The organism is Microbacterium sp. 5K110 (assembly GCF_005774735.1).
Taxonomy (GTDB): domain Bacteria; phylum Actinomycetota; class Actinomycetes; order Actinomycetales; family Microbacteriaceae; genus Microbacterium.
Window position 1 is genome coordinate 1 of sequence record NZ_VBUM01000062.1, and the last position, 21,155, is coordinate 21,155.

At 70.6% G+C, this 21,155-nt stretch carries 19 protein-coding genes and 1 tRNA gene; 13 read left to right on the top strand and 7 right to left on the bottom strand.

Annotation, left to right across the window (positions count from 1 at the left end):
- Nucleotides 1–1,966, top strand: a 1,966-nt coding sequence (locus FE256_RS13025) for a primary-amine oxidase (RefSeq protein WP_138176287.1), incomplete at its 5' end; no start/stop codon positions are given.
- A 4-nt stretch (nucleotides 1,967–1,970) separates the two neighbouring features.
- Nucleotides 1,971–2,462: a hypothetical protein gene (locus tag FE256_RS13030; RefSeq protein ID WP_138176289.1), complete on the top strand. Its 492-nt coding sequence runs from the start codon at nucleotides 1,971–1,973 to the stop codon at nucleotides 2,460–2,462.
- A 16-nt stretch (nucleotides 2,463–2,478) separates the two neighbouring features.
- Here the strand turns inward: FE256_RS13030 and FE256_RS13035 are convergent, their stop codons facing one another.
- Entirely contained in the window at nucleotides 2,479–3,387 is a 909-nt protein-coding gene (locus tag FE256_RS13035) for an ROK family protein (protein ID WP_138176291.1), read from the bottom strand.
- Nucleotides 3,388–3,552: 165 nt separating this feature from the next.
- Between FE256_RS13035 and FE256_RS13040 the strand changes: the two genes are divergently transcribed.
- From FE256_RS13040 to FE256_RS18215, 4 genes are all read left to right on the top strand, one after another.
- Nucleotides 3,553–4,599, top strand: a complete 1,047-nt coding sequence (locus tag FE256_RS13040; protein WP_138176293.1) for an AAA family ATPase — start codon at nucleotides 3,553–3,555, stop codon at nucleotides 4,597–4,599.
- A gap of 7 nt (nucleotides 4,600–4,606) precedes the next feature.
- Nucleotides 4,607–5,851 carry a DUF58 domain-containing protein gene (locus FE256_RS13045; RefSeq protein WP_252371019.1) on the top strand — a complete coding sequence of 415 codons (1,245 nt, stop codon included), beginning with the start codon at nucleotides 4,607–4,609 and terminating at the stop codon, nucleotides 5,849–5,851.
- Nucleotides 5,838–8,144 (top strand): transglutaminase TgpA family protein, encoded by a 2,307-nt coding sequence (locus FE256_RS13050; protein ID WP_171024333.1) that lies wholly within the window; start codon nucleotides 5,838–5,840, stop codon nucleotides 8,142–8,144. Before FE256_RS13045 ends, FE256_RS13050 begins: the two co-directional genes overlap by 14 nt.
- A 203-nt stretch (nucleotides 8,145–8,347) precedes the next feature.
- Nucleotides 8,348–8,521 (top strand): antitoxin VbhA family protein, encoded by a 174-nt coding sequence (locus tag FE256_RS18215; protein ID WP_171024334.1) that lies wholly within the window; start codon nucleotides 8,348–8,350, stop codon nucleotides 8,519–8,521.
- 476 nt (nucleotides 8,522–8,997) lie between these two features.
- Here FE256_RS18215 and FE256_RS13055 read toward each other — a convergent pair whose 3' ends face one another.
- From FE256_RS13055 to FE256_RS13065, 3 genes are all read right to left on the bottom strand, one after another.
- Complete coding sequence (locus tag FE256_RS13055) at nucleotides 8,998–10,626, bottom strand: DUF6119 family protein (protein ID WP_171024335.1); 1,629 nt, start codon at nucleotides 10,624–10,626, stop codon at nucleotides 8,998–9,000.
- A gap of 445 nt (nucleotides 10,627–11,071) precedes the next feature.
- Nucleotides 11,072–11,160, bottom strand: a tRNA-Ser gene (locus tag FE256_RS13060).
- A gap of 52 nt (nucleotides 11,161–11,212) precedes the next feature.
- Nucleotides 11,213–11,584 (bottom strand): MerR family transcriptional regulator, encoded by a 372-nt coding sequence (locus tag FE256_RS13065; RefSeq protein WP_138176299.1) that lies wholly within the window; start codon nucleotides 11,582–11,584, stop codon nucleotides 11,213–11,215.
- A 97-nt stretch (nucleotides 11,585–11,681) separates the two neighbouring features.
- Between FE256_RS13065 and FE256_RS13070 the strand changes: the two genes are divergently transcribed.
- A complete protein-coding gene (locus tag FE256_RS13070) occupies nucleotides 11,682–13,175 on the top strand; it encodes a SulP family inorganic anion transporter (protein WP_138176301.1) in 1,494 nt (497 codons plus the stop codon).
- An 11-nt stretch (nucleotides 13,176–13,186) separates the two neighbouring features.
- Here the strand turns inward: FE256_RS13070 and FE256_RS13075 are convergent, their stop codons facing one another.
- The gene (locus tag FE256_RS13075) at nucleotides 13,187–14,122 is read right to left on the bottom strand and encodes an AraC family transcriptional regulator (RefSeq protein ID WP_138176303.1); all 936 of its coding nucleotides are present in this window, start codon (nucleotides 14,120–14,122) and stop codon (nucleotides 13,187–13,189) included.
- 167 nt (nucleotides 14,123–14,289) lie between these two features.
- On the opposite strand from FE256_RS13075, the gene FE256_RS13080 reads away from it, so the two are divergent.
- Nucleotides 14,290–14,631, top strand: coding sequence for a hypothetical protein (locus tag FE256_RS13080; protein WP_138176305.1), 342 nt, complete (start codon nucleotides 14,290–14,292; stop codon nucleotides 14,629–14,631).
- A gap of 39 nt (nucleotides 14,632–14,670) precedes the next feature.
- Here FE256_RS13080 and FE256_RS13085 read toward each other — a convergent pair whose 3' ends face one another.
- On the bottom strand, nucleotides 14,671–15,156 hold the full coding sequence (locus FE256_RS13085; RefSeq protein ID WP_138176307.1) for a MarR family winged helix-turn-helix transcriptional regulator: 486 nt from the start codon (nucleotides 15,154–15,156) through the stop codon (nucleotides 14,671–14,673).
- Nucleotides 15,157–15,426: 270 nt separating this feature from the next.
- Here FE256_RS13085 and FE256_RS13090 point away from each other — a divergent pair, with 270 nt between their 5' ends.
- Complete coding sequence (locus FE256_RS13090; RefSeq protein WP_138176309.1) at nucleotides 15,427–16,623, top strand: glycosyltransferase; 1,197 nt, start codon at nucleotides 15,427–15,429, stop codon at nucleotides 16,621–16,623.
- A 262-nt stretch (nucleotides 16,624–16,885) separates the two neighbouring features.
- Nucleotides 16,886–17,728, top strand: a complete 843-nt coding sequence (locus FE256_RS13095) for an SDR family oxidoreductase (protein WP_138176311.1) — start codon at nucleotides 16,886–16,888, stop codon at nucleotides 17,726–17,728.
- A gap of 75 nt (nucleotides 17,729–17,803) precedes the next feature.
- On the opposite strand, the gene FE256_RS13100 is transcribed toward FE256_RS13095, so the two are convergent.
- The gene (locus FE256_RS13100; protein ID WP_138176313.1) at nucleotides 17,804–18,136 is read right to left on the bottom strand and encodes a hypothetical protein; all 333 of its coding nucleotides are present in this window, start codon (nucleotides 18,134–18,136) and stop codon (nucleotides 17,804–17,806) included.
- A 162-nt stretch (nucleotides 18,137–18,298) separates the two neighbouring features.
- On the opposite strand from FE256_RS13100, the gene FE256_RS13105 reads away from it, so the two are divergent.
- From FE256_RS13105 to FE256_RS13115, 3 genes are all read left to right on the top strand, one after another.
- Nucleotides 18,299–19,393: a type III polyketide synthase gene (locus FE256_RS13105; RefSeq protein ID WP_138176315.1), complete on the top strand. Its 1,095-nt coding sequence runs from the start codon at nucleotides 18,299–18,301 to the stop codon at nucleotides 19,391–19,393.
- 37 nt (nucleotides 19,394–19,430) lie between these two features.
- Nucleotides 19,431–20,162 (top strand): methyltransferase domain-containing protein, encoded by a 732-nt coding sequence (locus FE256_RS13110; protein WP_289508585.1) that lies wholly within the window; start codon nucleotides 19,431–19,433, stop codon nucleotides 20,160–20,162.
- Nucleotides 20,155–21,155 (top strand): FAD-dependent oxidoreductase (locus FE256_RS13115; RefSeq protein ID WP_138176317.1); only part of this gene is annotated, 1,001 nt, incomplete at its 3' end. The genes FE256_RS13110 and FE256_RS13115, both read left to right, overlap by 8 nt.

Genomic DNA, 21,155 nt, shown 5'->3' on the forward strand with positions numbered 1-21,155 from the left:
GGCCGCCCCCGCGCACCCGCTCGCGTCGCTCACCCCCGAGGAGATCACCGCCGTGCGCACCGTGGTCGCCGACCTCGACGGGATCGACGAAGCGACCCGGTTCGCCTACGTGGGTCTCGAAGAAGCCCCCAAGGGCGAGGTCCTCGCCTGGGAGCGCGGCGAGGCCCCCGCTCCCGAGCGCCGTGCCCGCGTGCAGCTGCTGAACCTCCGCACCGCGCACTCGCTCGATCTCGTCGTCTCGCTCGCCACCGGCGCCGTGCTCCGCTCCACCGAGCTCGACGGCTCCGACGGGCAGCTTCCGATCCTGGACGCCGAGTTCGAAGAGGTCGGCGTGATCGCGAACGAGAGCGCCGAGTGGGTCGCCGCCCTCGCCGCGCGCGGCCTCACCACCGCCGACGTCGTGCTCGTGCCGCTGTCGGCGGGGCACTACGGCTACGAGAACGAGGTGGGGCGTCGCGTGCTCCGCACGTTCGCGTTCCGGCAGGACCACCCCGCCGACCACCCGTGGGCGCACCCCGTCGACGGACTCACCGCGTACATCGACGTCGCCGCCCGCGCGGTCATCGAGATCGTGGACACCCCCGGCTTCACCGTGCCCGAGACGCACGGCAACTTCGACGACCCCGAACTGCAGGGGCCGCCGCTGGAGGGCCTGAAGCCCATCGTGATCACTCAGCCGGAGGGGTCGAGCTTCACCGTCGAGGGCGAACACGTCACGTGGGGCGAGTGGGATCTGCGCATCGGCTTCGACACCCGCGAGGGTCTGATCCTGCGCCAGCTGTCGTTCGCCGGACGCCCGGTGATGTACCGCGGATCGATCAGCGAGATGGTGGTCCCCTACGCCGACCCCGCCCCCAACCGCTTCTGGCAGAACTACTTCGACACCGGCGAGTACCTGTTCGGCCGCTACACGAACGAGCTCGAACTCGGATGCGACTGCGTCGGCGACATCACCTACGTCGACGCCGTGCTCTCGGACGAGAACGGGATGCCGCGCACCATCCGCAACGCGGTCTGCATGCACGAGGAGGACTTCGGCTCCCTCTGGAAGCACAGCGACATCTTCACCGGCTCCAGCGAGGTCCGCCGCGCCCGCCGCCTCGTCATCTCGTTCTTCACGACCGTCGGCAACTACGACTACGGCTTCTACTGGTACCTCTACCTCGACGGCACGATCGAGTGCGAGGCCAAGCTCACCGGCATCCTGTTCACCTCCGCCTACCCGGGTGAGGGCTACCCGTTCGCCTCGGAGGTCGCCCCGGGCCTGGGCGCGCCGTACCACCAGCACCTGTTCTCGGCGCGTCTGGACATGACCGTCGACGGCGTCGCGAACGTCGTCAACGAGATCGACGCGGTGCGCGTGCCGATCTCGGCGACCAACCCCGCCGGCAACGCCTTCACCAAAAAGGTCACGCCGATCACGTCCGAGAAGGTGTCGGGACGGGTCGCCGACGGCGCGGTGAACCGCGTGTGGCAGATCGCCTCGACCGAGAAGACGACCGAGCGCGGCCAGGCGACGTCGTACGTGCTCTTCCCGACCGAGACGCCCGTGCTCCTGGCCGACGAGGAGTCCTCGATCGCGGCCCGTGCCGCCTTCGCGACGAAGAACCTCTTCGTCACCAAATACGACCCCGCCGAGCGGTACGCGGCGGGCGACTTCGTCAACCAGCACCCCGGTGGGGCCGGCATCCCCGACTTCGTCTCCGGCGACGAACCGCTCGTGGGCGAGGACCTCGTGCTGTGGCACACGTTCGGCCTGACGCACTTCCCGCGCAACGAGGACTGGCCGGTGATGCCCATGGACTACGCCAAGTTCACGCTGAAGCCGTACAACTTCTTCGAGCGCAACCCGGTGCTCAACGTGCCGGCCCCCGAGAGCGCGCACTGCTCGCCGGCGGCACACGCCACCGGTCACGGCGACGAGGGGCACGCGGCGCACGGACACGACGGCGCGCACCACTGCTGAGTCGATGAGCGAGATCCTCCACCTGTGGGCGGTCGCCCCCGCTGCGATCGGAACGTGCTGTCTGGCCGCCGATCGCGCGCGGGTGCGGCCGCCCGAGGTCGTCGCCTCGGTGCTGATGCTGATCGCGATGCTCGATGCGGGGCTGTTCGGGCTCGTCGCCCCGATCTGGTGGACGGCGGTGCTGCTGGGCGCCGCGCTGAGCCTCGCGATCTGGCGGTCGCCGCGCCGCCGCCGCTCCCCGATCCCGCCGGCGATGACCGTGCACACGGCCCTGGGCCTCATCGCGATGGCAGCGCTTCCGCTGGCGATGACGACGCACGGGACCGAGTCGGGGCACGGGCACGGGATCGGCCTCGGCCCTGTCCTGCTCGCGGGAGCGGTGGGCTATGCGGTGCTGTCGGCGGTTCTGGTCCGCCGCATGAGCGCGCGCCTCGACCGACTCCAGCTGAGCGCCATGGGATCCTCGGTGCTTCTCATGGCCGTCGCCGTCCTGTGAGCGGGACGGCGCGCTCTCACGTGCGCAGCGCGAGGGCCGCCGCCCCGAGCAGCGGGCCGTCCCCGTCCAATCCCGACGGGACGATGCGACACCGTCGCGCGTACGCGTGGAGGGATGCCGCCGCGGCCGCCGCGCGGACGAGATCGATGTAATCGTCGGCCACGTGGGAGAACCCGCCGGCGATCGCGACGGCCTCCAGGTCGCACAGCGTCGCGGCCGCGGCGATCGCCTGCCCCACGGCCGCGGCGGAACGGCGCACGGCTGCGATCGCGACATCGTCGCCCGCGCGGTACGAAGCCGCGAGGTCCAGGCCCGTCTCGCCCGTCCAGCCCTGCGCGCGCGCCCAGGCCACCGACCCGGGGCCGGCCGCGACGGCTTCGAGGGTCGCTGCGGCCACGTCGTCGCCGACGGTGCGCACGAAGGTCTGGCCGAGGTGGCCCGCGTTCCCGCTGGCCCCGGTGATCGGGTGCCCGCCGAGGACGAAGCCGCCGCCGACGCCGGTGGACACGACGATCGCCATCGCGTTGTCGCAGCCGACGAGCGCACCGCGCCAGTGCTCCGCCAGGGCGATGCACGTGCCGTCGAGGGCGAGCGTGAGCGGTCCGTCGACGAGACCACCGAGCACCTCGTCGACCGTGAGCCCCGCCGCCTGCGGGAGGTTCAGCGGCGAGACCGACCGGCTCGGCAGATCGACCGGCCCGGCGCTGCCGACCCCGATCGCCCCGACGCGTACCTCCGGGACGGCGGCGAGGGCTTCCTCCGCGGCGGCGCGGATGTTCGCCGCGATCGTCGCACGGTCGTTTCCGCGGCCGGTCTCGCGTCGGGCGACACTCGCGCGCAGCACGGTGCCGTCGGACGTGACGACGGCGGCATCCACCTTCGTGCCGCCGATGTCGACGGCCAGCACGGCAGCGGGTGAAATCATGGCGTTCTCCTCGAGTCGGGCGACGATGCCCGATCCTAGGGCCGACGGGCCCGTCCCCGTGCCTGAGCAGGTGCCGGGATCCGGCCCCCGCCCCGCCGCCGCAGGTTACGATCAGGTCACGGCGGCCGTGATGCTCGTGGGCCGCACCGCGACACGAGGGATGCCATGGACGAGACGCTCTTGCCCGGGACGACCACGCGCTCGCGTCGGCCCGCCACCGAGCCCGGTCGGGCGGGGATCGACGAACCCCTGACCAGTGAGTCTTTCGCTCGACTGACGCACGACATCGTGGCATCCATCTCCCGGGTCATCGACGGTAAGCCCGACGCCGTGCGCAGCGCCCTCATCGCCCTGCTCGCCGAAGGCCACCTGCTCATCGAGGACGTGCCCGGCGTGGGCAAGACGGTCCTGGCTCGCGCTCTCGCCGCCACCGTCGACGCCGACGTGCGCCGCATCCAGTTCACTCCCGACCTCCTGCCCGGCGACATCACGGGTGTGTCGGTGTTCAATCCGGTGCAGCGCCAATTCGAGTTCACCCCCGGCGCGGTGTTCGCGCACATCGTCATCGCCGACGAGATCAACCGCTCCTCGCCCAAGACGCAGTCGTCGCTGCTCGAAGCCATGGAGGAGCGGCAGGTCACGGTCGACGGGCGCACCCACGTGCTGCCCTCGCCGTTCCTCGTCGTCGCGACGCAGAACCCGTTCGAGATGGAGGGCACCTACGCGCTCCCCGAGGCGCAGCGCGACCGCTTCCTGTTGCGCATCTCGATGGGATACCCCGACCCCGCCGCCGAAGCGCTGATGCTGCGCCAGCGCGACACGGTGAACCCGCTCGACGCCCTCGTCCCGGTCGTCACCGCGCGCCAGGTGACCGCGATGATCGCCTGGGCGCGCGGCGTGCACGTCGCCCCCGCGCTGGAGGACTACGCCGTCGCCCTCGCGCAGGCCACCCGCAGCCACCCCGACATCCGGCTCGGCGCGAGCCCGCGGGCCACCCTGCAGCTCGTGCGCGCGGCCAAGGTGCGCGCGGCGCTGGACGGGCGGGCCTACGTCATCCCCGACGACCTCACCGTTCTGCTCGCGCCCGTCTTCGCCCACCGCCTCATCGCGAACCGCTCGGCGGCGGGCGGACGCGCGGGTGCCGTGGTGGTCGCCGACGCCCTCGAGCGGATCGCCGCGAGCGTGCGGGTGCCGCTGGCCCAGCGCGCGTGAGCACACCGTGAAGGACCGCTGGCCGCTGACCTTGCGCGGCACGGGAGCGCTCGCCCTCGCGGTGATCGCCCTCGTCGTGGCTCAGCGTGCCGCGATCCCCGAGTTGATGTACTTCGGGGTGCTCATGCTGGTGCTCGTCGTGTGCGCCGCCGTCAGCACGCTCGTCGTCCGCGCCACCGGCGACGTCGTGCGGACGGTGTCGCCCGAGGTGGCCGAGGTGGGCGGCATCGCCGAGGTGCAATTGTCCGTGCGGGTGCGTACTCCGCTCCCCACACTCCCGGGGAGATGGTCGGACGCGGTACCCGCGGGCCTGGACGGCCGGGCCGAGGGCGCCTTCCCCGCCGCCGCCTCCACCCTGCGGCGAGCGGGATCCCCGGTCCGCGTGCGGTACGAGGCGATGGGGGTGGCGCGCGGGACGTACACCCTCGGCCCCCTGCGGGTGTCCACGACCGATCCGTTCGGCCTGATCCGCCGGCGCTTCCGCGTCGGTCTCGCCACCCCCGTCACCGTCGCTCCGACGATCGTCGAGCTCGGCGCACTCCCCCAGACGCCGGGCGAGGCCGGAGGAACGCGCCAGAGCGCGGCGCTGCAGCTGGGTCAGGGCGCCGACAACCTCGTCGCCCGCCCCTACGCTCCGGGCGACTCGATGCGCCGCATCCACTGGCGCGCGACCGCGCACCGCGACACGCTCATGGTCCGGCAGGAGGAGCAGGAGTCCAGCCCCGCAGCGACGGTCGTGCTCGACCGCGCGCTCTCCCGCTGGTCCCCGAGCGCCGCCGACGCACCGGGCGGCGATCCCGCGTTCGAGACGGCGGTCTCGGCGTGCGTCTCCGCGGTGGCACGCCTCGTGCACGAGGGGTACACCGTCGACGTGGTCGACAGCGATGGCGAGCTGCTCGCCGAGCCCGTCGAAGGCGGGGAGGATGCCGAGGCCCGGGCGGTCGCGGCATCCTTCGCGACCCTCCGCGCGCGTGCCGACGCGTCGACGCGACGTGTCCTCCCCGCCTCGGCGGCCGCGATGCTCGGCCCCCTCGTCGTGATCACCGGTCGACTGCAGCTCGATGACGTCCTCGCCCTGCGCTCCGGGGCTCAGCGCTCGGCCCTGCCCGTGCTGATCTCGGTGTCCGACACCGCGGATCTCGAGGCGGCGAGGTCGACGGGCTGGCACGCGACCGTGCTGCACCCCGGCGGCGACGTCGCCCGGGCGTGGGACGAAGCGACGCGATCGGAGGCCGTCGGTGTCGCGGGCTGACGCGCCGATGCTGCGTCCGGCACGCCGCTTCCGGGACACGGCGCTGCTGTCGCTCGGCGTCTTCGCGGGGATCGTCGCCGCACTGCTGCCGGTGTTCTCCGTGATCGCGCCGGGCACCTGGACGGCGGGGGCGCTCACCGCGGCGGCCGCGGTGCTCGCTTCCGGTCTCGCGATGCGTTTCTTCGCGCTTCCCGCCATCGCGGCGACCGTCCTGGAGGTCGTGGTCGCGGTGGTCCTGCTCACCGCGATGTTCGGTCGCTCCACGGCTCTGCTCGGCGTCATCCCCACCCCCGCCACGATCGCCTCGGTTCCGGGGCTGTTCGCCGCGGCATCCGAAGAGGTCCGCCTGGGGGTCGCGCCGGTCGTCCCGGGCACGGGATTGTCCTTCGTCCTGGTGGGCGCGATCGCGGGTCTGGCGATCGTCCTGGACCACGTCGTCCTCACGGCACGGATGCCGCTGCTGGGCGGTATCGGTCTCGTGGCCGTGTCGCTCATCCCGACCATCGCCATCCCCGCCGACGTGAACGTGCCCGCGGTGCTCGCGCTGGCCGCCGCCATCCTCTTCCTGCTCCGCATGGACACCCGCGCGCGTACGCGCGCGGTCGGGTCCTCCGGCCGCCGTCTCGGACCGCGCATGTGGGGGGCCTCGTCCACGGCGATCGGGATCGCGGCCGTCGCCGTGGTCGTGACGGTCGTGGCCGTGCCCCTCCTCCCCCAGCCCGGACTGCGCTTCGCGTCGGGGAGCGGTGCCGGGTTCGGGACGACGATCAATCCCAACCTCGAGCTGGGAAGCGACCTGCGCCAACCGAGAGAGGTCGACGTGTTGTCGTTCACCACGACGGCACCGACGCCGCCGTACCTGCGGGCGGTCACGCTGTCGCGGTTCGACGGGACCGTATGGGAGCCGGACACGGGCGACACCGTCACGGTCCCCGGCGACGGGCCGGTGTTCGATCCGGTGCAGGTGGACGGCGACGTCACCCTGGCCGACTGGACCACGACGATCACCGTCGGCGAGCTCGACAGCCCCTGGCTGCCCATTCCCTATCCCGCCTCGACGGTGACCGGGCTCGAGGGCGAGTGGCTCGGCCTTCCCGACAACCGCACGATCGTGTCGCGTGCGGGATCCTCGCGCGATCAGAAGTACCAGGCCGAGGCGGTCGTGCCGCGACCCACGCTCGAGCAGATCCGCTCGCGGCCCGTCGGGAGCGACGAACTGCCCGACGCCGTGCGCTCCCTTCCGCCGGATGTGCCCGCGATCATCGGCGACACGGCACGCTCGGTCACGGCGGGCGCGCAGTCGCCCTACGACGCCCTCGTCGCGCTGCAGTCCTGGTTCCGCAGCAGCGAGTTCCGCTACTCGCTCGACGCGCCCGTGGAGGCGGGGTTCGACGGGGCGGGTATGGATGCCGTGGCCCGCTTCCTGCAGGAACGCACCGGCTACTGCGTCCACTTCGCCTCGGCGTTCGCCGTCATGGCCCGCACGCTCGACATGCCCTCGCGCATCGTCGTGGGCTACTTGCCCGGGACACGGGTGGGCAGCGTCGAGCAGGGCCAGACGGAGTTCACCGTCACCTCCCGCCAGCTGCACGCGTGGCCCGAGGTCTACTTCCGAGGCATCGGGTGGGTGCCGTTCGAACCGACCAACAGCCTCGGCGTCCCCACGAACTTCGCCTCCGGCACGACGGGCGGGTCGACGAACCCCGCGGACACCCCCGAGCAGCAGGATGCCGCGACCCCCGGCGCCACTCGCGCCCCGGCTCCACAGCTCGGCGATCAGGACGGCCCGGGTTCCGGCGCCTCGGGGGCCGGCGCGGTCAACGGGCAGAGCCCCGTCGGCGTGCTGCTCACCGTCGCCGGCGTGGTGCTGCTCCTCCTCGTCGCGTCGCCCGCCGTCGTCCGCGCCGGGCGACGCCGTTCGCGGGCACGGCTCATCCTCGGCGGGGACGCGGCCGCGGCGTGGACGGAGATCCGGGCGGATGCGGTGGATCTCGGCATCCCCTCGCCCGACGCCGAGTCGCCGCGCGCGTTCGCCGCGCGTCTCGTCGACGCGCACGGGGTGGGCGCGGACGACGTACGGCTGCTGCGGGACGCCCTCGAACACGCGATCTACGCCGAGCAGACGGTCGACCCGGCTCGGGGTCCCGCCCTGGCCGACGCCGTCGCGCGCGTGCGGACGGGGCTCCGCGCGAGCGCGACCCCGGCACGTCGCCTCACGGCCGTCATCCTCCCCCGCTCGCTCGCGCGGCGATCGGGTGCCCCGGCGGTCGAGGTGCCCGAGTCCGTCGGCTGAGGCGCCCGTTCTCGATGGGTTGCGAGAGGGCTCTCGAAGCGACGATGAGCCCCACCCGTCGGGGCGAGGATCGTCTATGAGGGAAGTCGCGCAATGGCTATTGGACTGGCTCGCGAGGAGCCGCTGATCAAACGGCACGCGCCTGCGGCTCTGCCGAGAGTCCACCATGGCCCGTGGATGGAAAGGAGCGGACGGGAGCTGAGATGAAGACCACCGAAGTGCGGGCGAAGCACGTCGAAGCGGCAGTCCACAGCGCCGAGATCCAAGGGCTACGCATCAGCAGCGCGACCCTGACGGACGCAGACGCCTACGTTGCGGGAAAGATCGACTCGACCGAGCTCGTCGATCGGGTCCGCACCCGGTATGGCCTCTCCTGAGGTTGTCGACTCGTATCCGATCCCGGGAACGAACGTCCTGGCGAACCCGCCCTGCTGAGCTTCCAGACGCGCCAGAACGGCACGAACGCGAGAACCCCGCCCAGGCTTTCGCGTGGACGGGGTTCTCTACGTGGCGGAGGCCACACAATGGCTTTCGAACCCGTCCTGGGAAACGAAGCGGCTGCTGGAGTGGGCGCGAAACGGGGCCGCGGGCGTGGGTGCCGATCTTCCCCGCTCACTCCTGCTGCGCGAGAAGCCGGCGCCTGTGGAGGTGCCGGAGACCGTGAATTGGCTGCGGGACGAAACCGACGAGGACCAAGAGTATGAGCGGTCCGGTCGCGAGGACGCCGGCTCATTGGTCGCGGAGAAGACGGCGTGGACCAAACCGATCGAAGCGGGTTGGAGCGCGCTTAGCCGAGTGAGCGCACACTGCACGTCGATACGGTCGACCCGCGCGGTACGCCACACGACCGCAGTCACGAAAAGGTGGGCGTCCGCGGCTTCCTTGCCTTCTTCCGACCGCTCCGGTTCGTGGCATCAGGGACCAGCTGAACAGAAACAGGAACGCGCATAGCCCGAAGTATCCGCAGAGAGCGCCGGAGAGATATTCTCGAGAAAATTGGCAGGTTATCTGATTTCTTCTCCGGAGTTCTCTTATGACTCACTATCGCAATCGTTACCGAGAAATTCCGCTCCTCGACATCCTTGAAAACCCTTGTTGCCGTCTCAACGTCAGATTTCTTCTCAATCAGCTTCTTGAGCTTCACACGAGACTGATCGACACTAAGTAAGAGTTCGGCCGAGTTAGCAGCTTGATTAAATAGATGGCTCAAATTTGCGGAACTCGTGCCAATCTTTACGTGCACAAGATCGGGAATCTTACTATCCACCCGAAGAATGTCACATGGCTCCACTGAGGTTTGGCCCTTCGGACTGACGTTGGATTTATCAAGACAAACTGCGCGTAACACTTTGGACGCCTCTTCGTTATATTTAGCCTCAGACTCCCACTCATGCTGCGGCAAGTCAGCATCAACCCAGAACGGATCGATGTCCTCGCGTAGCGAGACAATTAGACTTGTCGCGACCTTGAACCAGAGCCCATCACTAAAGTGGTAAGTATAAGAAGAGCCAGCAGAGACTTCGAATACTAGAGACTTATAGATCGACCAACGTTGGCGCTGAGCCTGACTCCCATCCAGAAGCACCAAGTAATCATGCTTGAGGTCGTCTGCACTGAAAGTGCCTTGATCTGTACCGCGTAGTTCGAGGTATTCACGGTAGTGCTTAATATAGACGTCATCGAAAACTGGACTGATCCCGCGTCCAGAGAACTGCACGAAGGTCTCATCTCGGTAGTCTAGAATATCTGGAACCGTGAGGACTATAGGAGCAGTAACGTCGAAGACCGCAGATGCAAGTTTTTGGTCGAGCGAAGCGACGACGTCGGGGTCAGTGACGGGTCTGATCTGGTTGACATCAGGAAACTCCTTCAGGAAGTCCTTCGACTTGTAGAGCTTACGAAGCCGCGCTAGCAGAATGTCGAGATCCTGTGGTCGCGCTGGCGTGGTGACACGGAGACTGCTCGCTCCGGTGACACTGCGGACAAGATCGCCGTGCTCGGACCGCGCCTTCCCGGTAAGACTCTTCAGCACAGAAGCATCGCCAGCGAAACTCAACAGTGCCAAATCTCCGTCGTAGGGAATCTGCGTCCGTCGCCGCTGTGACGAATCTGGATCCAGAGTTTCTGTGCTCTTCAGTTTCCGCGGATCGACCGCGTTCAGGACAACACGAGTGCCGAAGTCATGCTCAAATACGTCGTCTCGGAGTAAGAACTGGCCGGATCCGAAGGTCAGAACCATGATTCGTTTTCCCGAGGGGACAAAGGCGGCGGCGGAATTGGAACCTTGGGTTAGTTCCTCGTCGAGGTTCAGGTAGTCCTTCCACCACGGCGCGTCCTGCTTACCGCGCTTAATGAATATCCGCAGGCCTTCGATCGGGCTCGAGTGCCTCGTCGTCTCGGTGTAGTCGTGATCATCACGCAGAGCATCCTCGACGGAGACCCCTCGCTTAAGCGCGTAGATCGACATTGATCGCGTCGCCACGTTCCCCCCTAGTGCAGACTGCTATGCAGTATGCCCCATCCCGCGAAAGTCTGACCACTAAATCAGCTGGCGGCGCGTCACGCAACGACGAGCAGCCCACAGGACCGCCACGCGACAAGTGCGAAGCGATACCTGGGCGGGTGGCTGCGGGGATCGTGTTCAAGATCAACGCAGCTGTCAAAGCGCCGCGCGCCGATCGCGGATCACTCGCTCATCGCGGCCTGTCGCGTCTGTGTGCGGGATGACGACGCGCCAACCACCGAACGCCGCAAAGCGTCTACGCGCACTCATGCTGACCGGACAGCCGTACCGGAAAGACTTGTGATCTTCGCGCGGTGAGGTTCACTTGCGCCGCGCTGCGATGTTGCCGCGTCGAGCTTCCCGCCTCGCCCCTGAACGACGGAGCCCCGCCCGAACTTGAGTTCGGGCGGGGCTCATCGCGGAGCGGAAGTGACAGGATTTGAACCTGCGAGGCGAGTTACCCCGCCTACATGGATTCCAGCCATGCTCCTTAGGCCGCTCGGACACACTTCCAACAGACGATCTTACACGGCGGGAGCGGCGCCACTGGCGCAGCGCCTCCGCGTCAGCGCGCCGCGAGCTGCGCGAGGAACTCGTCGGCGGCGTCGAGCTGGCGACGCAAGGCATCGCGACGCTCGGCCGCCTCGGCGCGGATGCCGTCCAGCCGGGCGCGCAGCGCGGCGTCGCCGGGGGCATCGGCGAGGCCGTCGACGACGGCGAGCAGCTCCCCCATCTGCTCGAGGGAGTAGCCGAGCGGCTTCATGCGCCGGATGAGGAGCAGGCGCGACTCGTCGTCGGGCGTGTACAGCCGGAACCCGCCCTCGGAACGGGCGGAGGGCCGCAGCAGGCCGATCTCGTCGTAGTGACGGAGGGTGCGGATCGACAGCCCCGTCCGTTCGGCGAGTTCGCCGATCTGCATCGGCCGGGCCTGGTCCATGGCATCCCCGATCCCGTAACTCTCTCGTTACGGTAGAGTTGGCGCGGTCGCGATCGCGACCCCCTCGATTCTCCCCCACCTCCCCCTGGAGTCCTTCGTGACCGACGTCTTCGCGCGCCCGCGCCCCGAACCGACCGTCCTCCAGGCGCTGCGGTCACCGCGTCTGCTGACGCGCGAGACCCTGGCCGGCCTCGTCGTGGCGATCGCCCTCATCCCCGAGGCGATCGCGTTCTCGATCATCGCCGGCGTCGACCCGCGCCTGGGCCTGTTCTCGTCGTTCGTGATGGCGGTGGCCATCTCGTTCCTCGGCGGGCGGCCGGCCATGATCTCGGCGGCGACCGGGGCCATCGCGCTCGTCATCGCCCCCGTCGCCCGTGAGCACGGCGTCGACTACCTGCTCGCGACCGTGATCCTCGGCGGACTGCTCCAGGTCGTCCTCGGTCTCCTCGGTGTCGCGAAGCTCATGCGCTTCATCCCCCGCAGCGTCATGGTCGGCTTCGTCAACGCGCTCGCGATCCTGATCTTCACCGCCCAAGTGCCGCAACTCATCGGCGTGCCCTGGGCGGTGTACCCCATCGCCGCGGCGGGCCTGGCCATCATGTACCTCTTGCCCCGCCTGACCACCGTCGTGCCCGCCCCGCTCGTCGCGATCGTGCTGCTCACCGGCGCCGCCGTGGTCTTCGGCATCTCGGTGCCCACCGTCGGCGACCAGGGAGCGCTGCCCGAGAGCCTTCCGGCGCTGCTCATCCCGAACGTGCCGGTGTCGTGGGAGACGCTCGGCATCATCTTCCCGTTCGCCGTCGCGATGGCGATCGTCGGCCTGCTGGAGTCGCTCATGACCGCGGCGCTCGTCGACGAGATCACCGACACTCCGTCATCGAAGACGCGCGAGTCGCTCGGACAGGGCGCGGCGAACGTTCTCTCGGGCCTGTTCGGGGGAATGGGCGGATGCGCGATGATCGGCCAGACGATGATCAACGTCAAGGCGTCCGGTGCGCGCACCCGCATCTCGACGTTCCTGGCCGGCGTGTTCCTGCTGATCCTCGTGCTCGCGTTCGGCGACGTCGTGGCGATCATCCCCATGGCCGTGCTCGTGGCCGTCATGATCGTGGTCTCGATCGCCACGTTCGACTGGCACAGCATCCGCCCCGCGACCCTCCGGCGGATGCCGCTGAGCGAGACCGCGGTGATGATCGTGACCGTCGCGGTGACGGTGTGGACCCACAACCTGGCGATCGGGGTGGGCGTGGGCGTCGTCGCCGCCGCCGTGCTGTTCGCCCGGCGCGTGGCGAGTGTCACCGTCGTGCACCGCACGGTCGAGGGCGACCTGGCCCGGTACCGCGTCGAGGGCGAGCTCTTCTTCGCGTCGAGCAACGACCTCACCACGAAGTTCGCCTATCACCTCGACCCGGCGCGGGTAGAGATCGACCTCTCCGGATCCCACGTCTGGGACGCCTCCACCGTGGCTGCGCTCGACGCGGTGCAGACCAAGTACGCCCACCTCGGGAAGAGGGTCGAGATCACGGGGATGAACGCGCACACCGCGCGGCTGCACGAGCGCCTCAGCGGCGGCGTCACCGGCGCGCACTGACGCGCGGGCGCCTACGAACGCAGCGTCGTCGACGGCGTCTCCGCGAACTCGGCCCGGTACATCGCCGCGAAACGACCGAGGTTGGAGAACCCCCACCGTGCGGCGATCGCCGCGACGGTGTCCACCGAGGGGTCAGCGGCGCGGAGTTCGGCGCGAGCCGCGTCCAGGCGGACGCGGCGGACGTACTGCATCGGTGTGCGTCCGGTCGCGGTACGGAAGGCGTATTGCAGACCGCGCGGAGACAATCGCGCCGCCTCGGCGATGTCGGCCAACGAGACCGGCCCGGGGGCGTTCGCCTCGATGTACGTCTTGGCGCGCCGCACCGGAGCGGGCAAAGGTCGGGCGGGTCGCCCCGCGGCGAGGGACTCGGTGAACGTCGTCGGAAAAGTCATCAGCGACGCCTCGAGCAGCAGCGAACGCACCTGCTGCTCGATCATCGGGCTGCGCTCGGACGAGCGCAGCAGCACGTCGCGGCCGTACTCCCACGTCCGGGTCCAGTACCGCAACCGGTGGTCGGAGATCGGCGCGTGCCCCGTCGGGCGCACGCGCAGTGTGTCGTCCCCGCTGAGCCGGCGAGCGGCCGCGTCCACATCGGAGCGTGCGAACGACATCGCGGTGCCGGCGATGCGTCCGGAGAAGGCGATCTCGACCGGACGATCGATCACCATGAACGGCACCGTGGTGCCGATACGGTCGCGCCGGTAGGTGGCGCGGATGCGGGGACCGGCGATCCATCCGACGACCATCTGGTCTTCGGGATCGGAGTCGACCACCATCGTCGAGCCGATCGAGTAGTCGCAGAAGCCGAAGCCGGGGTCGACGGCGCCGGAGAAGACGAAGGCGGGCTGGATGTCGTCGGCCCGCGAGATGCGGGCCCCGGGGACCACCGTCTGCCACAGCTCTTCCACCGTTGCGGTGTCACGGGTCTCGACGCGCGTATGTTCCACGGATCGTTCCTACGTTCGCGCTGCCGAAAGCGGCTAGGCCGTTGCGCCGTGCGACGATGTATGCGACGGAACCGCTCTCACGTCGACGGTGATGCACGTGTCGGTCCGCGGGGACTCATAATCGAAAAGCCCTCGCCGCACTCGCGGCACGACCGACGGGATGCCACATGCCCTTCCGCACCATCGCCACGCTGCAGTCGTGGGTCGACGACTTCCGATCGCTCGGCTACGACGACGCCGAGACCTTGCGCGTCATCCCGCAAGACGACGACGACTCCGACGCGGGGCTGATCGCCGCCCGGCTGCGCAGCGTCTCGACCACGTTCTACGTGGCCCCCGGAACCGGGGAGGGTTCCGGTGGATGGTCGGTGACCTTCGAACCCCGCGAGAACGCGGCCCCGCTCGGCTCGGCCCGCGTCCTCGCCCTCTCCGGCGAACTCGCGATGCTCTCGGCCCTGTGCACGTTCCTGCAGGCGCGCGCCGAGGCGTTCGTCGACCCCCGCGCCTGAGCGCTCGTCACCGGCATCGCCGAGGACGGGTCGCCGAGATCAGCGCGAGGCCGCGCCGGCCGCCGCGAGGCGGGAGGCCGTCCCCGCGACCGTGAGGCGCTCCAGCACTGTCGCGACGGTGTCGGCCTCGGTGGGCTCCATCGTCGCGACGGCGGCGTCGATGGCGGCATCGAACGCGCGCAGCGACGACCACGGCGGCGCGTCCAGGTCGACGATCGCGGTGATGTGGTTGACTCGGCGGTCCTCGGCGTCGAGGTCGCGCCTCACCGTTCCGCGCTGCACGAGACGATCGATGAGGGTCGTCACTCCGGCCGAGGTGATGCCCAGGTGGTCGCGGACGTGCGAGGGTCGCGCGCCGGGGTTGTCCGCGACGAACAGGAGCGCCTTCGCGTCGAGTTCATTCAAGGACAGCGCGCGTCGTGCCTCTGCCAGCGCGACGCGACGCGCTTCGTCGTAGGCCCGGAGAGCGCGCCCGAGAGCGGAGCCCTGCGCGGGCGGCGTCGACGTGTCGGAGGAGGTGTGCACGACCCCTGATCGTACTCACCTCACGGGCTCCGCGAGGGCCCTTGCGCCCCGCACGATCACCGATCGCCGCCCGAACGGGCTCGGGTACGCGGCGGAGCGGACCGAGGGCCGAAGGCACGGCATCCCGATTCACCCGTCGCACGCGTTCACGAAATGGTCTTCGCGGCGTAACCCGCCGCCCGGGGTCGACCCCGCACCATGGGGAAACCGCAAGAAGCGGTGATCGATCCGGCTCCGTTCGGCGGCGCCCCTCCCCGGAAAGCGGTCGCGATGAACCGACCCGTGCGCGTGCTGTCCCTGTACGAGGGATTCTTCGCCGGAGGCGCCCGAATCCTCCATTCCGACGTCGTCGCCGGCCTGGCCGCCGCGGGATCGCAAGAGCATCGCGTGCTCTCGCTCACCTCGGCAGCCCGCCGTGACGGTTCGGTGCAGCACGCCCACGACGACACGCGGTTCCGGGCCCTGCGCGCCGCCGGCGTGCACATCGACACGTTCGACCGCGTCGCCGGCGGGCAGCCGATGACCCCGGAGTCGTTCAGCGCGGCCGAACTCGCGCACGCCGCGGACCTGATCGCGGATGCCGACATCGTGCTGTCGCTGAAGGAACAGCCGCTGAGCCTCATCGTCGCCCTGGAGCGCGCGGGGATGCTTCCGGACCGCCCGACCGCCGCGTGTCTGCACCGGTCCGACCCCACGCACTCCGGCCCGGCGCTGGGATGGCTCCTGGACGCGAGCGCCTCGGGAGCGGTGTCGGCGACGATCTCCTGCGCGGCGTCGACCTCGCTGGCCTACGAACGCGCCGGCGTCTTCACCCGGCAGGCGTGGGTGATCGACAACGGCATCGACACGCGCCGGTTCCGCCCCGGGACGCGCGCCGAGCGGCGCGGCATCCGCTTCGGGCTCGGCATCCCCGAGTCGGCTCCGGTCGTGCTGCTGGCCGCGCGGTTCGATGCGATGAAGGACCCGGCGCTGTTCCTGGATGCCGTGGCGCTCCACGCACGCCGCCACCCCGGCGCCCACTACGTCATGTGCGGTTCGGGGATGACCCACCGCAACCCCGGTTTCGCGGCGCTCGTCGCCGAAGCGGGACTCGACGCGGGCGTGCCGCTGCACGCGCTGGGGCTGCGCGAAGACATGCCGGAGCTGTACCGCATCGCCGACGTCGTCGCTCTCACCAGCGCCTTCGGCGAGGCCTCGCCGCTGTGCCTGGCCGAGGGGGCGGCATCCGGTGCGATCCCGGTCACGACCGATGTCGGCGACGCGGCGCGCGTGGTCGCGGGCGTCGGTCTGGTGACCCCGCGCGACGCCGGAGCGATCGCCGGGGCGTGGCACGAGGCGCTCTCGCGGCGCATCGAGTTGCGCTGGGCCGCGATCTCGGCGCGGGCCCGGATGGACCGCCGACGGATGATCGCCGACTACCGCGGGGCGATCGAAGGGCTCGCCCTGGCGGACGCGCTCGCGGCGTGACGCTCGGCTCGGGCTCGCCCTGGCGGACGCGCTCGCGGCCTGACGCTCGGCTCGGGCTCGCCCTGGCGGACGCGCTCACGGCCTGACGCTCGGCTCGGGCTCGCCCTGGCGGACGCGCTCACGGCCTGATGCTCGGCTCGGGCTCGCCCTGGCGGACGCGCTCACGGTCTGACGCTCGGCTCGGGTTCGGACTGTCAACCCTCGTGCGCGTGCGCGCCGCAGCGGGTGGAGTGGGATGCACCCCAATCCGAAGGAGGACGAGATGACCCCGCAGCCCGCCCAGCAGCAGGACGTGCCCGGCACCGACCGGGCGATGGATCCGAAGCCCGATTACGGCCAAGACAGCTACCGCGGTTCGGGCCGCCTCGACGGCAAGGTGGCGCTCATCACCGGCGGCGACAGCGGCATCGGCAAGGCCGTCGCGCTGGCCTTCGCTCGCGAAGGGGCGGACGTCGCGATCGCGTATCTGAACGAGCACGAGGATGCCGAAGAGGCCCGGCGCTTCGTCGAGGAGGCTGGCCGCCGCGCGATCCTCCTGCCCGGCGACGTGTCCGATCCTCAGCACTGCCGCGACCTGGTGGCGCACACCGTCGATCAGCTCGGCGGTCTCGATGTGCTCGTGAGCAATGCGGCCTTCCAGATGAGCCACGACACCCTCGAAGAGGTGTCGGACGACGAGTGGGACTACACGTGGGCGACGAACGTCAGCGCCTACTTCCACCTGGTCAAGGCGGCCTTGCCGCATCTGAAGGAGGGGGCCTCGATCATCGGATCGAGTTCGGTCAACTCCGACATGCCGAATCCGACGCTCCTGCCCTACGCCGCGACGAAGGCCGCCATCGCCAACATGACCGCGTCTCTCGCGCAGCTTCTCGCCGAGCGCGGCATCCGTGCCAACAGCGTGGCCCCGGGTCCGGTGTGGACACCGCTGATCCCCGCCACGATGCCGGCCGAGAAGGTGGCGAGCTTCGGGGAGCAGACGCCGATGGGTCGCGCAGGTCAGCCGGCCGAACTCGCGCCGGTGTACGTGCTGCTCGCCTCGGACGAGGCCAGCTACGTCTCAGGCGCACGCGTAGCGGTCACCGGCGGCAAGCCGATCCTCTGACGCGAGGGGTGCCCCGGATGGCGGGGCGTCCCGCCCTCAGCGCAGGGGCTCCCCGGAGCGCGGGGCGTCCCGCCCTCAGCGCAGAGGCGCCCAGGCAGCCACCGCGATCACGACGATCACGAGCAGCGCCACCGCGGCCTGCACGCACATCAGGACCGCGAAGACGTACCCCTGCGCCGGGCCACGCCGCCCGGTGAGGCCGTTGACGGCGATCGCGGCGAAGATCCCCACCTGAACGGCGATCCCGATCCACGCCCACGCCGCCACGATCGGGACCGACAGCGCGAAGAGCACCACCGCGATGAGGGCGAGCACCCCGGAGGCCGCGATCCACACGAGCGGTTTCGGCCGGCGCACGGCATCCTGGTTCGTCACCTTCGTGGGGTCGACGTGTCGATCAGGGGTCACGGGGTCCTTCCGGTCCAACGGCGAGCAGCGAGCGTACGACCGACTCCCCCCTCAGCCCGACGGGTTGACACGTCCCCGCAACCCCGCGCACGCACCATAGACGGCGGGCGGAGGCGGCACCATCCCCGCCGTGGGGTGCGCGAACCGTGCCTACAGTGAGTCATGACCGCGAGCATCCTCTCTCTCGGCACGGCGCTGCCCCGCACCCGTGTCACCCAGTCGGCGCTGCGCGATCTCTTCGCCGCCCAGCCCGGATTCGACCGACGCAGCCAGCGTCTGGTGGGGGCCGCTTTCGACGCCGCGGCCATCGACACCCGGCATACGGTGCTGCCGCAGCTCGCCGACGTGACCGCGGACGGCCTCACCGTGCGCGATGCCGACGGGCTGCTGATGCCCCCGACCGGGGCGCGCAACGACGAATACCGCCGGACCGCGCCCGCGCTGTTCGCCGAGGCGGCCACGGCCGCGATCGCCGGCTCGGGTCGGGGAGCGGATGCCATCACGCACGTCGTGACCGTCTCGTGCACGGGCATGTTCGCCCCCGGCCCGGACTTCCTCCTCGTCCGCGACCTGGGTTTGTCCGCGACCGTCGAGCGCTATCACCTCGGCTTCATCGGGTGTGCCGCGGCGATCCCGGCGCTGCGCCTCGCCGCACGCATCGTCGCGGCCGACCCCGCGGCCGTGGTCCTGGTCGCCGCAGCCGAACTGTGCTCGCTGCACTGGCAGACCTCGTCGCACCCGGACCAGATCGTCGCCGCGTCGGTGTTCGCCGACGGAGCGGCCGCAGCGGTCGTGGCATCCGCCGACCCCGATCGCGCCGGCCTCGACCTCGAGGGGTTCGCGACGCACCTGACCGGCGAGGGCGAAAAGGACATGGCCTGGACGGTCGGTGATTTCGGCTTCGAGATGACGCTCACCGCCGAGGTCCCGCGCATCATCGGCCGCGAGATCGCCGCCATCGCCGCCGACGTGCTGGGCGATCTCGGCGAGGTCGACGCGTGGGCCGTGCACCCCGGCGGGCGGAGCATCCTCGACCGGGTCGAGTCGGCCCTGTCCCTGGATGCCACCGCCCTCGCGCCCTCGCGCGAGGTGCTGCGCGCGCACGGGAACATGTCCAGCGCGACGCTGCTGTTCATCCTGCGGGACCTGCTCGCCGACGAGGCGCTCGTCGACGGCGATCGCGTGGCCGCTCTGGCTTTCGGGCCGGGGTTGACGGTGGAGGCGGCGCGCCTCGTGCTGCGCCGGCCGGCGGCGTGAGCGTTCGGGCTGTGATCGGCGTGGGCGAGGGGTGCGCGTGAACCGCGGGCCGGCGACCGTGCGCCGGGGGCTCGCGTCGCGCGACACCGAGCTCACCGAGTTGATGGACGCCGCCGATTGCGATCCGCGTCGGCTCGCGGCGACCTATCGACGTTTCGACCTGGTCAACCGCGCCGTGTCGGCGTGGGGCCGCGTGTACGCCACGGAACTCCGGCCGCGACTGCGGGCGCTGGATCGACCGGCGCGCGTCCTGGACCTCGGCTGCGGCGGCGGCGACGTCGTGGTGCGTCTCGCGGGCCTCGCGGCGCGCGACGGACTCGACGTCGAGTGGGTCGGTGCCGACCCGGATCCTCGCGCCCTCGTCGCGGCGCGAGAGCGTGAAAGGGCCGGTGTGCGTTTCGTCGCCCGGACCTCGACCGAGCTGCTTGCCGCGGGCGATGCGTTCGACGTCGTGCTGTCCAACCACGTCCTGCACCACCTCGATGCCGCGCAGCTGCGGGAGTTCGCGGACGACTCCCGGGCTCTCGCCCGCTCGGTCGTGCTGCACGCCGACATCGCGCGGGGCCGGTGGGCTTACGTTCTGTACGCGCTGGGGGTGACGCCGCTCGCGCCGGGAACGTTCCTGCGCACCGACGGTCTGCGGTCGATCCGGCGCAGCTACCGCCCCGACGAGTTGGCCCGCGCGCTCGGCGAGCCTTGGCGGGTGCAGACCCCGGCGCCGTTCCGGCTCCTGGCCGTGGCCGCGGGAACGGCCGACGTCGATGCCTGAGGTGCTCGTGGTGGGAGCGGGTCCGGTGGGCCTGGCGCTCGCGGCCGACCTGCGCGCCCGCGGCGTCGACGTCGAGGTGCTGGAGCGGCGGGAATCGATGGATGCCGGGACCCGGGCGATCGGCATCCACTCCCCCGCTCTCGCCCACCTGGAGACGTCCGGAGCCACCGACGCGCTGTTGGAGCGCGCGGTGCGCATCCGTCGCGGGGAGGCGCGCGCGGACGGCCGCATGCTCGCCGCGATCCGCTTCGATCGGCTGCGCGTGCGGCATCCGTACGTCGCGGCGCTCCCTCAGGCCGACACCGTCGCCGTGTTGTCCCGGCTCGCCCCGCCGGTGCGGCGCGGGATGCGCGTGACCGGAGTGCACGACGACGGGACGTCGGGGCGGGTCCTCGCCGTCGGGCCGCACGGCGAGGAAGAGATCCGCGCTGCGGTGGTGGTCGTGGCATCCGGATGGTCGGGACGAGACCTCGTGTATCGCCCGGGCGCCGTGCGCACGCGCCACTACCCCGACCGCTACGCGATGGTCGATGTCGAAGCGCCCGGCGAGTCGACGGCGCTCGTGCATCTCGAGCGCGGCGGGGTCGTGGAGTCGTTCCCTCTTCCGGGCGGCCGGCGGCGGCTGGTCGCGTGGGCGGGCACGGCGGACGTGTCGGATGCCGAGGGCTTCCTGCGGGGTGCCCTGGCGGACCGCGTGCGGGTCGAGGTGGACACGTCGGGGGCATCGACGTTCCGCGTGCGCCGCGCGGTCGCCCCGGCGCTCCGGCGGGGGCGGGTCATCGTCGTCGGCGACGCGGCGCACGAGGTGAGCCCGATCGGCGGGCAGGGGATGAACCTCGGTCTGCTCGACGCGCTCACCGTTGCACCGCTCCTGCAGCGGTGGGTGCGCGGCGACGAGCCCACGGGCATCGCGCGGTGGGAGCGGGACCGTGTGGCGTCGGCGCGGCACGCCGCGCGGCTGGCGTTCCTGAACACGCTGCTCGGGCGGGCGGC